Origin of the sequence: Streptomyces armeniacus, assembly GCF_003355155.1 — a bacterium.
Taxonomy (GTDB): Bacteria; Actinomycetota; Actinomycetes; order Streptomycetales; family Streptomycetaceae; genus Streptomyces; species Streptomyces armeniacus.
Genome location: NZ_CP031320.1, coordinates 5,661,728 through 5,675,087, shown reverse-complemented (window position 1 = coordinate 5,675,087; position 13,360 = coordinate 5,661,728). Strand labels below are relative to the sequence as shown.

Annotated in this window: 10 protein-coding genes; 6 read left to right on the top strand and 4 right to left on the bottom strand. The window is 71.4% G+C overall.

Features of this window, described 5'->3' with window-relative positions:
• Window positions 1-31: 31 nt before the first annotated feature.
• Both DVA86_RS24680 and eccCa read right to left on the bottom strand, forming a co-directional pair.
• Window positions 32-469 (bottom strand): type VII secretion target, encoded by a 438-nt coding sequence (locus tag DVA86_RS24680; protein ID WP_208881537.1) that lies wholly within the window; start codon window positions 467-469, stop codon window positions 32-34.
• A 196-nt stretch (window positions 470-665) separates the two neighbouring features.
• A complete protein-coding gene (eccCa, locus tag DVA86_RS24675) occupies window positions 666-4,634 on the bottom strand; it encodes a type VII secretion protein EccCa (protein WP_208881535.1) in 3,969 nt (1,322 codons plus the stop codon).
• A gap of 260 nt (window positions 4,635-4,894) precedes the next feature.
• On the opposite strand from eccCa, the gene eccD reads away from it, so the two are divergent.
• From eccD to DVA86_RS24645, 6 genes are all read left to right on the top strand, one after another.
• The gene (gene eccD / locus DVA86_RS24670) at window positions 4,895-6,370 is read left to right on the top strand and encodes a type VII secretion integral membrane protein EccD (RefSeq protein WP_208881534.1); all 1,476 of its coding nucleotides are present in this window, start codon (window positions 4,895-4,897) and stop codon (window positions 6,368-6,370) included.
• A gap of 95 nt (window positions 6,371-6,465) precedes the next feature.
• Complete coding sequence (gene rpsO / locus DVA86_RS24665) at window positions 6,466-6,756, top strand: 30S ribosomal protein S15 (RefSeq protein WP_079166964.1); 291 nt, start codon at window positions 6,466-6,468, stop codon at window positions 6,754-6,756.
• 322 nt (window positions 6,757-7,078) lie between these two features.
• On the top strand, window positions 7,079-9,355 hold the full coding sequence (locus tag DVA86_RS24660) for a polyribonucleotide nucleotidyltransferase (RefSeq protein WP_208881532.1): 2,277 nt from the start codon (window positions 7,079-7,081) through the stop codon (window positions 9,353-9,355).
• Complete coding sequence (locus DVA86_RS24655; protein WP_208881530.1) at window positions 9,352-10,749, top strand: M16 family metallopeptidase; 1,398 nt, start codon at window positions 9,352-9,354, stop codon at window positions 10,747-10,749. The genes DVA86_RS24660 and DVA86_RS24655 overlap by 4 nt, the downstream gene beginning before the upstream one ends.
• A gap of 136 nt (window positions 10,750-10,885) precedes the next feature.
• Window positions 10,886-11,695 carry a 4-hydroxy-tetrahydrodipicolinate reductase gene (dapB, locus tag DVA86_RS24650; RefSeq protein ID WP_208881528.1) on the top strand — a complete coding sequence of 270 codons (810 nt, stop codon included), beginning with the start codon at window positions 10,886-10,888 and terminating at the stop codon, window positions 11,693-11,695.
• Window position 11,696: 1 nt separating this feature from the next.
• On the top strand, window positions 11,697-12,143 hold the full coding sequence (locus DVA86_RS24645) for a tetratricopeptide repeat protein (RefSeq protein ID WP_208881526.1): 447 nt from the start codon (window positions 11,697-11,699) through the stop codon (window positions 12,141-12,143).
• Between the two features lie 49 nt (window positions 12,144-12,192).
• Here DVA86_RS24645 and DVA86_RS24640 read toward each other — a convergent pair whose 3' ends face one another.
• A complete protein-coding gene (locus tag DVA86_RS24640; RefSeq protein ID WP_208881524.1) occupies window positions 12,193-12,843 on the bottom strand; it encodes a hypothetical protein in 651 nt (216 codons plus the stop codon).
• Window positions 12,844-12,959: 116 nt separating this feature from the next.
• A complete protein-coding gene (locus tag DVA86_RS24635; protein WP_208881522.1) occupies window positions 12,960-13,196 on the bottom strand; it encodes a hypothetical protein in 237 nt (78 codons plus the stop codon).
• Window positions 13,197-13,360: the final 164 nt, after the last annotated feature.

Sequence of the window (13,360 nt, the reverse complement as noted above, 5' to 3'; positions counted from 1 at the left end):
GTGGCGTGTGCGCTGTCCGTGCACGTGGGCCCTAGCGGGGCACCCTGTCGTCTCCGCCGTCCTTGCCCTTGCCGCCGTCTTCGAGCGGGAACTTGTCGCTCGCCTCGAAGTTCGCCGCGGCACTGCGGAGGGCGCCGGCCACGCCCTCCTTCATCGACCCCTGAAGATGCTTCATCTGCGCCTTCCAGCGGTCCTCGAACACGTCGAAGGCGGCCGCCGACTTGAAGCCCTTGAGGCTCGCCTTGACCTGACCCGTCTCGGTCATGGTCTTGTTGTCCGCCTTCATGAAGTCGCCGGCGTTCTCGTCGGTCTTGGTCGCCTTCTCGCGCAGCACGCTCGGCGTGACCTTGAGTTTCGGCTTGCTGCCCCGCCCGTGCGCGTCCGGGCCGTATCCGGCCAGCTGCATGCCGGCGGAGCGGTCCTTCGCGGCCGCGGCTTCCAGCTGGGCCCACTGTTCATCGAATGACATGACCAACGTGATCCACCGTCCCCGTACGGTTGGTGACCAACAGCTGACTCACGTGTACGTATCGAATTAAAGCAGGGGCCACTGCGCGGCCACACCCCTATTCAACGGCGTTACGGCCAGGCCCTGTTGGACCGGTACGGCGGCCCCGCACCGCTCCGTACGGAACCCCCGTACGGCGGCCCCCCCCACCGCACGGCTAGTCCGTCATCCGCCCCAGCTGCACGAGCGGCGTCCCCCGCTTCCGCGAGGCGAAGAAGCCGCGGCCGGGCGGCATCGGCCGGGCCCGTACGTTGCCGATGATGTCGCCCTCGCTCGGGTCGCCGGACAGGACGACGCCCTGCGCGCCCAGTTCCTTGATGCGCTGCATGAACGGCTCGAACGAGGCCCGCGAGGCGCCCGCCGCGCTGCGCGCGATGATGAAGCAGACGCCGATGTCGCGGGCGAACGGCAGGTGGTCGGTGAGGACGGCGAGCGGGTTGCCGCTGGAGGTGGACACCAGCTCGTAGTCGTCCACGATCACGAACATCTTCGGCCCCTCCCACCAGCTGCGGTCCCGCAGCTGCTGCGGAGTGACGTCCTCCGGCGGCTTGCGGGCCTCCATCAGGCCCTGGAGCGCCGCCATGTGGGTGTCCATCGCGTTCGACATCGCGGCGTACACGATCATGTGCGACTCGGGGACGGTGCCCAGCAGCGAGCGCCGGTAGTCGGCGACGACGATGCGCGCCTCGTCCGGCGTGTAGCGCTCCGAGATCTGCCTCGCGAGCAGCTGGATCAGGTTGGACTTGCCCGACTCGCTCTCGCCGAAGATCAGGAAGAACGGGTCGGTCTCGAAGTCCACGAAGACCGGCTCGAGGTTGTTCTCGTCGATGGCGAACGCGACGCCGCGCTCCGGGTGGTCCGCGCCCTTCGGCAGCTGGTGCGCCGGGAAGTCGCGGGGGAGCAGCCGTACGGCCGGCGCCTCGGGCCCCTGCCAGGCGGCGGCGACGGCCCGGTTGAGCTCCTCCATGGCGTCGGAGAGGTTGTCGTCGGAGCCGACGCCGTCGATGCGCGGCACCGCCGTCATGAAGTGCAGCTGCTCGGGGGACTGACCGCGGCCGGGTACGTCGGCGGGTACGTTCGCCGCGACCTTGCGGTTGAACTCGGAGTCCATGGTGTCGCCGAGCCGCAGTTCCAGCCGGTTCGCCAGCTGGTCCTTGAGCGCGGGGCGCACTTCCATGGTGCGCGAGGCCGCGACGATGACGTGCACGCCGTAACCGAGGCCGCGCGACGCCATGTTGGTGACGACCTCCTCCAGCATGTCGTACTCCTGTTTGAAGTTGCCCCAGCCGTCGATGACGAGGAACACGTCGCCCCAGCGCTGGTCGGCGAGTTCACCGCGGGAGCGGCGGCGCCGGTAGGTGCCGATGGAGTCGATGCCGTTGGCCCGGAAGTACTCCTCGCGCTGGTTGAGGATGCCCGCGACCTCCGCGACCGTACGCCGCACCCGCTCCGGGTCCAGCCGGGAGGCGATGCCGCCGACGTGCGGCAGGTCGGCCACCGCGGACATGCTGCCGCCGCCGAAGTCCAGGCCGTAGAACTGCACTTCGGCGGGCGTGTGCGTGAGCGCGAAGGACGCGATGAGGCTGCGCAGCAGCGTGGACTTGCCGGACTGCGGGCCGCCCAGGATCATCATGTGGCCCGCGGCGCCGGAGAAGTCGCAGTAGAGCGGGTCGCGGCGCTGCTCGAAGGGCCGGTCGACGAGGCCGAGCGGGACGACGAGCTGGCCCAGCCGCGGGTAGTCGGGCTTGGTCAGGCCGCGGTTCTCGACGGGCGTGAGCCCCGGCAGCAGTTCGTCCAGCGGCGGCGCGGTCTCCAGCGGCGGCAGCCACACCTGGTGCGCCGGGGTGCCCTGGCCCTCCAGCCGCCGCACGACCACGTCCAGGACGGTGTCCGCGAGCGCGTCGTCCTCGCCCGGCGAGGCCGGTTCGGGCTCCGGCGTGCCGGGCTCCGGTTCGACGTGCTGTACGGGCACGGGCGCCGCGGTGAAGGGAACGGCGCGGCGGTTCAGCGGCAGCGGCCCGGACGCGGACTCGTCGTCGGACGAGCCGGAGCGGTACACCCCGGAGACGTACGCCGCCTTGAAGCGGGTCATCTCGTCCGTGCCGAACTTCAGGTAGCCGGAGCCGGGCACCGACGGCAGGTGGTACGCGTCCGGCACACCGAGCGCCGCCCGCGATTCCGCGGCGGAGAAGGTGCGCAGACCCACGCGGTACGAGAGGTACGTCTCCAGGCCGCGCAGCCGCCCCTCCTCCAGCCGCTGCGAGGCGAGCAGCAGATGCACGCCGAGGGACCGGCCGATGCGGCCGATCTGGATGAACATGTCGATGAAGTCGGGCTTGGCCGTGAGGAGTTCGCTGAACTCGTCGATCACCAGGACGAGTGACGCGATCGGGGCCAGCGGCGCGCCCGCGGCCCGCGCCTTCTCGTAGTCCTTGATGTTCGCGTAGTTGCCCGCGTCGCGCAGCATCTCCTGACGGCGGTTGAGCTCGCCGCGGATCGAGTCGCCCATCCGGTCGACCAGCGTGAGGTCGTCGGCGAGGTTCGTGATGACGGCCGCGACGTGCGGCATCTGCGACATCCCCGCGAACGTCGCGCCGCCCTTGAAGTCCGCGAGAACGAAGTTCAGCGTCTCGGAGGAGTGCGTGACGGCCAGCCCGAGTACGAGCGTGCGCAGCAGCTCCGACTTGCCGGAGCCGGTCGCGCCGACGCACAGGCCGTGCGGGCCCATGCCGTCCTCCGCGGCCTCCTTGAGGTCGAGCATGACCGGCTGCCCGTCCTCGCCCACGCCGATCGGCACCCGCAGCCGTTCCGCCTGCGAACGCGGCCGCCACGTACGCCGTACGTCCACGGACGCCGCGTCGCCCAGCCCCAGCAGGTCCGTGAACTCCAGCTTCGCCAGCAGCGGTTCGTCGTCATCGCCGCCGGTGCCCATGCGCAGCGGCGCCAGCTGGCGGGCGAGCGCCTCGGCCGCAGGCAGGGACAGCCCGTCCGGCTCCCCGTCGTACACCAGGCCCTGGCCCGACTCGAGCTGCAGGCTGCCGGGCCGTACGGTCACGGACAGGCCGCCGCGCGGGTTGTCGATCTCGCCGGGCACCACCTCGACGACGGTCACGCCCTGCAGCCCCTCCGGCGCCGCCAGCATCGAACCGGGCGACACCGTCGCGCCGCCGTCCAGCACCACCAGTACGTGCGGCTGGTCCAGCAGCGGCTGCCCGCCCGCGTTGAACCGGGGGCGGCCCTCCAGCCGCGGGACCAGCAGCCCCTCCAGCTCCAGCGCGTCGTCAGCAATCAGCCGCCGGGTGCCGGCGCCGTCCACCGTGCCGGGCGCCTGTACGTGCGGCAGCCACTTCGCCCACTCCCACCGCTCCGCCGAACCGCGGCCCGTCACGACGGCGATCACCAGGTCGTCGGGCGAGTGCAGGGAGGCCAGGGAGCCCACCATGGCGCGGGCCGTGCCGTGCACGGACTCGGGCTCGCCGCTCACCGTCATGTGGTAGAAGGCGCGCAGCGAGACGGCCATCGGCAGGCCGTCGAGCGTGCTGTGCGTGGCGAGGAACTGGTGCATGGCGCCCGCCGTCAGCGGCTCCAGCTCGTCCACGGGCGCGGTCTCCGGGGCGACCAGGGGAGTGGCCAGCTGCTGCGCGCAGAGCCCGATCCGCACCTGCCCGAAGTCGTCGTCGCCCGGCCGCCGTTCCCACACCCGGCTGCCCTCGGCGACGAGCGCCCACAGCTGCTCGGGGGAGGGGTGGAGGTAGAACTGCGCGTCGCGCTGCTTCCGCGCCGTCTTCCGTACCTTCCGCCGCGTCTGCGCCAGGTACTTGAGGTAGTCGCGGCGCATGTCAGACATCTGTCCCTGTGTGCCCCTGCGAAATCGGACCACCATCGCAATGACCATGGCGATCGTCGAGGCGACCATCACGAGACCCATGATGCGCATGAACGGGTGCGCGCCGGGCATGAAGAAGAACACCACCGAGCCGCCCATGCCCAGCATGGGCAGGACCTGCATCAGCATGCCCTCCTGCTGGCCGCGCGGCAGTTCGGGTGGCGGCTCGAGGGTCAAGTCCTCGCTGGGCACGCTCGGCGGCAGGGCCCGTGGGGGGCGCTTGACGACGATCTGACTCACGGCGCACCAATCCCTCATGTGTACGGGACAGTTCCTCGGTCGACGCCCCCGTGGCGACGGACCCCGTCCGCGCGGGCCGATCCTACTGGCATGACAACCCGACAGGGAGCGGTAGGGTGTCGCGCGGTGTGTGCGCAGCAGCGAAGCGTAGGTGTGCACGGCCGCGAACGAGCACTCCGCGGTGCCGGATCCGTGAACGATCCGCGGGCACCGTGAAATCTGTGGGCAGCCCGTGAGCAGCGTATGAGGGGGATCTCAAGGTGAGTACGACGGCATCAGCGGCCGCCACCGGGTTCTGCCGGGTCACCATCGTCGCGCCCGACAGCCGTATCGACGTGGCACTCCCCGAGGACATCCCGGTCGCGGACATCTACCCGGAGATCCTCCGGCTCAGCGGCCAGAGCCCCGCCGAGGGCGCCCCCGTCGGCTACCACCTGGTGCGCCGCGACGGCACCGTCCTCGACAGCGCCCGCTCGTTCGCCGCGCAGCGCGTCCTGGACGGCGACGTGCTCAGCCTGCGCCCGTTCGCGGAGTCGCTGCCGCCCGCCGTCTTCGACGACGTGTCCGACGCCGTCGCCTCCGCGGTCACCAAGGACCGCAGGCTGTGGAGCGACAGCCTGATGCGCGGCGCGGGACTCATCGGCGGGACGGTGCTGCTGGTCCTGGCGGCGTTCGTGCTGTGGTACGCGGACCCCGTACGGCACGACATGCACAGCCTGCCGGGCATCCTCGCGGCCACCGCCGGGGTGCTGCTGGTGGCGTTCGCGGCCGTACGGGCCCGGGTGTACGACGACCGGACCTCGGCGCTCGCGCTGGGGCTGGGCGCGCTGCCGCACGTCATGGTGGCCGGCTCGGGGCTGCTCCCGCTGGAGGACGGGCACGGCATAGGGCGGCTGCAGTTCCTGCTCGCCTGCGTGGCCGCGCTCGTCGCGTTCGTCGTGCTGATCGCGGCGACGCCCAGCGGCGACGGGCCGTTCGTCGCCGTCGCGTTCGCGGCGTCCGTCGGCACCCTGCTGACCTTCATCGCGATCCTGAGCGACATCCCGCCGGTGGAGACCGCGTCGATCTGCGTACCCGTCGCCGTCGGGCTGATCGCGTTCCTGCCCGGCCTGTCCTCGCGCTTCGCCCGCCTCCCCATCGGCTACACCGCGCCGCAGACCTCCACCATGCGCTACGACGAGGACCCGGACGCCACCCCGGCGAACGCCGGCCCGGTCGACGCCGAGCGCATCGCCGCCCAGGCCCGGCGCGGCCACGAGATGCTCGTCGGCCTCGTCGGCGGCTGCGCCGCCCTGGTCATCGGCTCCGCCGCCGTCCTCGGCTTCTCCGACTCCGGCTGGGGCCAGCTCCTCGCGCTCGCCGCGGGCCTCGCGATGCTGCTGCGGGCCCGCCTGTTCCGGTACACCTCCCAGGTCAGCTGCGCCCTGGTGGCCGGCATCGGCGCCATCGTGCTGCTCGGCATCGGCCTCGCGCTGAACCCGCCGGCCCAGCTGGTCGTCGACATGCTCAGCGGCGAACGTACGGACCTGGACATCCGTACGATCTGGCTCACCGCCGCCATCGCGGGCGCCGCCGCCGTGGTCACCGCGATCGGGCTGGTCGTGCCGAGCAAGGGCGTGACGCCGTTCTGGGCGCGCTTCCTGGAGATCTTCGAGACGTTCGTGCTGCTCTCGCTGGTCCCGCTGTGCCTCGCGGTGATGAACGTCTACTCTGCCGCGCGCAGCATGACCAGCTGAGGCTGGTAGGATTGCCCGGCCTCCCGAGTGTGAACAGACTCCCCTGTGAAGCAGACCAGGGGACGCTCGGCGGCCGGAACCCCTGAGGAGTACGCGTGTCGTCGCTCGATGCCGCCACAAAGAAGCAGATCATGACCGAGTTCGCCACCAAGGAAGGTGACACCGGCTCCCCGGAGGTCCAGGTGGCGCTCCTGTCCCGGCGTATCTCGGACCTGACGGAGCACCTCAAGACCCACAAGCACGACCACCACTCCAGGCGTGGTCTGCTGCTGCTCGTCGGCCAGCGCCGGCGCCTGCTGCAGTACCTCGCGAAGAAGGACATCCAGCGCTTCCGCGCCCTCGTCGAGCGCCTCGGCATCCGCCGCGGCGCGGCGGGCGCCCGCTAGCGAAGGAGAAGGGGAGCGGCTCCCGCATGACGGGGCCGCTCCCTTCGCCGTATCTCACGGGACGCCGAACCTTTGTAGGCTGGTCCCACAACGGCACAAGCGCGTACGAGTACATCGACGTACGCGGGAACACCCGTACACGTACAACAAGTACACGAGCACGAGGCGAGCGCGCCCGCACGACGTCGGTCCTCGGTAGTGGCTCCCGGACACAGACACGGTTCCGGGTGCTTCGATCGAAGACCGGCACCGCAGGGGGGCGCTCCGCCACCGACGGTTCACCGCCACACGGGCGGTGGACGCAGACGAGGAGATATCCCGAGTGGAGAACGAGACCCACTACGCCGAGGCAGTCATCGACAACGGCGCCTTCGGCACCCGCACCATCCGCTTCGAGACGGGCCGCCTGGCCAAGCAGGCCGCCGGATCCGCCGTAGCCTACCTGGACGACGACACCATGGTGCTGTCGGCCACCACCGCCTCCAAGAACCCCAAGGACCAGCTCGACTTCTTCCCCCTGACGGTGGATGTCGAGGAGCGGATGTACTCCGCGGGCAAGATCCCCGGTTCCTTCTTCCGCCGTGAGGGCCGGCCCAGCGAGGACGCGATCCTCACCTGCCGGCTGATCGACCGGCCGCTGCGCCCCTCGTTCCAGAAGGGCCTGCGCAACGAGATCCAGGTCGTCGAGACGATCATGGCGCTCAACCCCGACCACCTCTACGACGTGGTCGCCATCAACGCCGCCTCCTGCTCCACCCAGCTCGCCGGACTGCCCTTCTCCGGGCCCATCGGCGGCACCCGGGTGGCGCTCATCCGCGGCCAGTGGGTGGCCTTCCCGACGCACACGGAGCTGGAGGAGGCCGTCTTCGACATGGTCGTCGCCGGCCGTGTGCTGCCCGACGGCGACGTCGCGGTGATGATGGTCGAGGCCGAGGCCACCGAGAAGACCATCGAGCTGGTCAAGGGCGGTGCCGAGGCCCCCACCGAGGAGGTCGTCGCCGCCGGTCTGGACGCCGCGAAGCCGTTCATCAAGGTCCTGTGCAAGGCGCAGGCGGACCTGGCCGCCAAGGCGGCCAAGCCCACCGGCGAGTTCCCGATCTTCCTGGACTTCCAGGACGACGTGCTCGACGCGCTGACCGAGGCCGTACGCGGCGAGCTCGCGCAGGCGCTCACCATCGCGGCCAAGCAGGAGCGCGAGACCGAGCTGGACCGCGTCAAGGCGCTGGCGGCGGAGAAGCTGCTGCCGCAGTTCGAGGGGCGCGAGAAGGAGATCTCGGCGGCGTACCGCGCGCTGACCAAGTCCTTGGTGCGCGAGCGCGTCATCAAGGAGAAGAAGCGCATCGACGGCCGCGGCGTCACGGACATCCGTACGCTCGCCGCCGAGGTCGAGGCCATCCCGCGGGTGCACGGCTCGGCGCTGTTCGAGCGTGGCGAGACCCAGATCCTGGGCGTGACCACGCTGAACATGCTCCGCATGGAGCAGCAGCTGGACACCCTCTCGCCGGTGACCCGCAAGCGGTACATGCACAACTACAACTTCCCGCCGTACTCCACGGGTGAGACCGGCCGCGTCGGCTCCCCGAAGCGCCGCGAGATCGGCCACGGCGCGCTCGCCGAGCGCGCCCTGGTGCCGGTGCTGCCCGCGCGCGAGGAGTTCCCGTACGCCATCCGGCAGGTCTCCGAGGCGCTCGGCTCGAACGGCTCGACGTCCATGGGCTCCGTCTGCGCCTCCACCATGTCCCTGCTGAACGCGGGTGTGCCGCTGAAGGCGCCCGTCGCCGGCATCGCCATGGGCCTGATCTCCCAGGAGATCGACGGCGAGACGCACTACGTCACGCTGACGGACATCCTCGGCGCCGAGGACGCGTTCGGCGACATGGACTTCAAGGTCGCCGGCACCCGCCAGTTCGTCACGGCCCTCCAGCTGGACACCAAGCTGGACGGCATCCCGGCCTCCGTGCTGGGCGCGGCGCTCAAGCAGGCCCGTGACGCGCGGCTGCACATCCTCGACGTGATGAACGAGGCGATCGACGTTCCGGACGAGATGTCCCCGAACGCGCCGCGCATCATCACGGTGAAGATCCCGGTGGACAAGATCGGCGAGGTCATCGGCCCCAAGGGCAAGATGATCAACCAGATCCAGGAGGACACCGGCGCCGACATCTCCATCGAGGACGACGGCACCATCTACATCGGTGCCTCCGACGGCCCCGCCGCCGATGCCGCCCGCAACACGATCAACGGCATCGCCAACCCGACGATGCCCGAGGTCGGCGAGCGGTACCTGGGCACGGTCGTGAAGACCACCACCTTCGGTGCCTTCGTGTCCCTGCTCCCGGGCAAGGACGGCCTGCTGCACATCTCCCAGATCCGCAAGCTCGCCGGCGGCAAGCGCGTGGAGAACGTGGAGGACGTGCTCGGTGTCGGCCAGAAGGTCCAGGTCGAGATCGCCGAGATCGACCAGCGCGGCAAGCTCTCGCTGATCCCGGTCCTCGAGGACGAGGACGCGGCGGCCGAGGGTGACGCCGACTCCGCTGACAACGGCAACGGCAACGGGAAGTCCACCGGCGACGCCGGAAGGGACCAAGCCTCCTCGTGACGCGTACGCCCCGCACGACGACGGCCCGCCACTCCGCTGAGAGGCGGGCCGTCGCCCGTACCCAGACGCTGCCCGGAGGAGCCCCAGGCGTGGGCTCCGTACGCAAGACCGTCCTGCCCGGCGGGCTGCGGGTGATCACGGAGTCCGTGCCCACGGTCCGCTCCGTCACCTTCGGCATCTGGGCACGCGTCGGCTCGCGGGACGAGACCCCCGCGCTGAACGGCGCCACGCACTACCTCGAGCACCTGCTGTTCAAGGGCACCGAGCGCCGTTCCGCGCTCGACATCTCCGCGGCCGTGGACGCCGTGGGCGGTGAGATGAACGCCTTCACCGCCAAGGAGTTCACCTGCTACTACGCGCGGGTCCTCGACACCGACCTGCCGCTCGCCATCGACATCGTGTGCGACATGCTCACCGGCTCCGTCATCGAGCCGTCCGAGGTCGAGGCCGAGCGCGGCGTCATCCTCGAGGAGATCGCGATGACCGAGGACGACCCCGGCGACTGCGTCCACGACCTGTTCGCCAGCACCATGCTCGGCGACTCACCGCTGGGCAGGCCCGTCCTGGGCACGGTCGACACCGTCAACGCCCTCACCCGCGACCGCATCGCCCGCTTTTACCGCAAGCACTACGACCCCACGCACCTGGTCGTCGCCGCCGCGGGCAACGTCGACCACGACACCGTCGTACGGGAGGTCCGCGCCGCCTTCGAACGCGCGGGCGCCCTGCCCGGACCGGAAGCGGACGGCACCGCCGCCGCCGAGCCCGTCGGGCCGCGCGGCGGCACCCGCGCCATACGCACCGCCGGTCGCGTCGAGCTGCTCGACCGGCACACCGAGCAGGCACACGTGGTGCTCGGCATGCCCGGCGTCTCCCGCAACGACGAGCGCCGCTGGGCGCTCGGCGTGCTCAGCGCAGCCCTCGGCGGCGGCATGAGCTCGCGCCTGTTCCAGGAGATCCGCGAGAAGCGGGGCCTGGCGTACAGCACGTACTCGTACACTTCCGGCTTCGCGGACTGCGGCCTCTTCGGCGTGTACGCGGGCTGCCGTCCGAGCCAGGTGCCGGACGTGCTGAAGATCTGCCGCGACGAGCTCGACCGCGTCGTCCAGCACGGCCTCACCGACGAGGAGGTACGGCGGTCCGTCGGCCAGCTGTCCGGCTCGACCGTCCTCGGCCTCGAGGACACGGGCGCGCTGATGCACCGGATCGGCAAGAGCGAGCTGTGCTGGGGCGAGCAGATGTCCGTGGACGACATGCTCGCGAAGATCTCCGCCGTCACGCCGGACGACGTACGCGCGGTGGCGCGCGAGGTGCTCGGCGTCCGGCCGTCGCTGTCGGCGATCGGACCGTTCACCGACCGGCAGGCGTCCTGCCTGCACGAGGCAGTGGCCTGACGGCGTACGGAGGGCGGCGTACGCGGTGACGGCGTGCGCGGCGACAGTCGTACGCGGTGACGGGGGCGTACGGGGCAGAATCCGGCGCGGCACGCTGTCCGCGGCCGGCAGGCACGAGGAGTGAGAGGACTCCCTGATGAGCAACCGAATCCGGGTAGCCGTCCTGGGCGCGCAGGGGCGCATGGGCAGCGAGGCGGTCAGGGCGGTGGAGGCCGCGGACGACATGGAGCTGTCCGCGGCCGTCGATCGCGACGACAGCCTCGACGCCCTCACCCGGGCGGGCACCCAGGTCGCGGTGGACCTGACCCACCCGGACGCGGTGCTGGGCAACCTCGAGTTCTGCGTCCGCAGCGGCATCCACGGCGTCGTCGGCACCACCGGCTGGACCGACGAGCGGCTGGCACGCGTACGCGGCTGGCTCGCGGACTCTCCGGAGACCGGCGTGCTGATCGCCCCGAACTTCGGCATCGGCGCCGTCCTCACCATGCGCTTCGCCCAGCAGGCCGCGCGGTTCTTCGAGTCCGCCGAGGTCGTCGAGCTGCACCACCCGAACAAGGCCGACGCCCCCAGCGGCACCGCCGTACGCACCGCGCGGCTCATCGCGCAGGCCCGGCAGGACGCGGGCTGCGCACCGCAGCCCGACGCCACCAGCACCGCGCTGGACGGGGCGCGGGGCGCGGACGTCGACGGGGTGCCGGTGCATGCCGTACGGCTGCGCGGGCTCGTCGCGCACCAGGAGGTGCTGTTCGGCGACGAGGGCGAGATCCTCACCATCCGGCACGACTCGATGAACCGCGGCTCGTTCATGCCGGGCGTGCTGCTCGGCGTACGGCGGATCGGCACGGCGCCGGGGCTCACCGTGGGGCTGGAGAACTTCCTGTTCGACGAGCAGGGCCTGTCCGACGAGCCGGAGGCGTCCGGCGCGCCGGGGGCGGGGGACGGCTGACGTGCGGGCGCGCCTGACGTACTTCGCGCTGGCCGGCGTCCTGGTCGTGTACTTCGTCCTGGTCGGCAGCCGCGGCGTGCTGCTGATCCGGCAGGGCACGCTGCTCACCGTCGTCTTCGGCATCGCCGTACTGGTGCTGCCGGGCATCGGGGCCTGGTTCCTCTGGCACACCACCCGCTTCGCGCGCCGCGCCAACCGGCTCGCCCGCGAGCTCGAGGCCGAGGGCGGGCTGCCGGTGGACGAGCTGAAGCGGACGCCGAGCGGCCGTATCGACCGCGCCTCCGCCGACGAGGTCTTCGCGAAGCGGCGGGCGGAGACGGAGGAGCGCCCACGGGACTGGCGGAGCTGGTTCCGGCTGGCCGTCGCGTACTACGACGCGCGCGACACACCCCGGGCCCGCAAGGCCATGCAGCGGGCCATCGCGCTGCACGCGGGCGAGCAGAGCTGAGCCGTCCCGTACCTGCGGTTCTGGGCCCGCCGCTTCTGCCGCTACGCCGTTACGGACGGGGCCGGGCCGGTGCCGCGGCCACGCCGCGCGACTCGTCCGCCCACGCCTCTATGACGTCGGCCGCCCGGTCGAACGACTCCGTCCGGTTCAGGAAGTCGGCGTTGTGGTCGGTCAGCAGCGTCCGCAGCGGCTCACCCTCCGCGCCCTGCCCGTACGCCGCCGCGCCCTGCGGCACCTGATGCGCGCCGCCGGCCCCGGCCGCCCGTACGACCACCAGCGCCTGGCCCTGCACGGTGCGCGGCAGCCCGAGCCACCGTACGGGCTGCTGCGCCGTCCGTACGGCCGCGACCTCGCGCCACTCCAGCGTCACGGTGTAGAAGATCCCGACCTGCCGCAGACCGTGCGCGCTGACCCACACGCCGACGCGCAGCAGCCGCAGCGCGAGCGCGATCACCGCGGCGGCCGCTGCCGCGCAGACCGCCGCCCCGGGCAGCGCGCCCGCGAACGCGATGATCACCGTGGAGATCAGCAGGTAGGAGGCGAGCAGGAGCAGCAGCGCGCCACCGGCCACCCGCCAGGGTCCGGGCCGGTACGGGCGCCGCCACTCGTCACGTTCCTCGAACGGCGGCGGCGCCTCCCCGGCGAGCGCCGAGGCGTCGTCGTCCAGTTCACGGTCGGCCGTCAGGATGGTCAGGGGCACGGCGGGTCCTCGATCACGGGCAGTGGTGTCGGTGTGCCCGGTGAGATTAGCGAGGTGCGGCGGGACCGACTACCCCTGGGCCCTCACAGCGCCCCCGCGCGGCCCCCCACGAATCGTCAGCGGCCTTCGCGCGCCGCCTGTTTGCCGTGCCCGGGCTGGTGTCCCGGATCGAGTGCGGGGAGGCCGACGAGCAGCGATCCGACCAGCCCGGAGACGATGGTCAGGCCGAACAGCGCGGCACCGGCTCTGCTGCGCGGGTCGGGACGGGGCTTGGGCGGCGGGGTGACGTTGCTGCGGAACCGGTCGGCTTCGGCGACGAAGCTGAACGGCACTGGCTCTCCGCGGGGGGACATGCTTGTTGCTCCTGTAGATCGGTCTGGGCTGTACCTGGAAGAACGTCCGTACCTCCGATGTAGTGCCCGGTCTTGGAGGTATCTGCGAAAAGATTCGCACAGCGGTCCCGCTTCGCCCCTCAGCGTCCGGTTTGCCGGGCCGTCAATTCGTTGTCGGTGGCGGC